Origin of the sequence: Shigella sp. FC1967, assembly GCF_001743005.1 — a bacterium.
Classification (GTDB): domain Bacteria; phylum Pseudomonadota; class Gammaproteobacteria; order Enterobacterales; family Enterobacteriaceae; genus Proteus.
Genome location: NZ_MIIZ01000492.1, coordinates 1 through 209, shown reverse-complemented (window position 1 = coordinate 209; position 209 = coordinate 1). Strand labels below are relative to the sequence as shown.

1 pseudogene is annotated in these 209 nt (G+C 42.1%); it reads right to left on the bottom strand.

What is annotated here, in order from left to right:
- Positions 1 to 209, bottom strand: a pseudogene (locus BHE89_RS27375) (amidohydrolase); the annotation flags it as partial.

Genomic DNA, 209 nt, shown 5'->3' with positions numbered 1-209 from the left:
TATTACTTGACATTGGGCCATCAGTGCCTAAACCTACACGAACCCCTTTTTTCTAGCATTGTGACAACAGGCGCGACACCTTTTGTCTGATTTAGTATTTGCGCTTATATTATTACTTGACATTGGGCCATCAGTGCCTAAACCTACACGAACCCCTTTTTTCTAGCATTGTGACAACAGGCGCGACACCTTTTGTCTGATTTAGTATT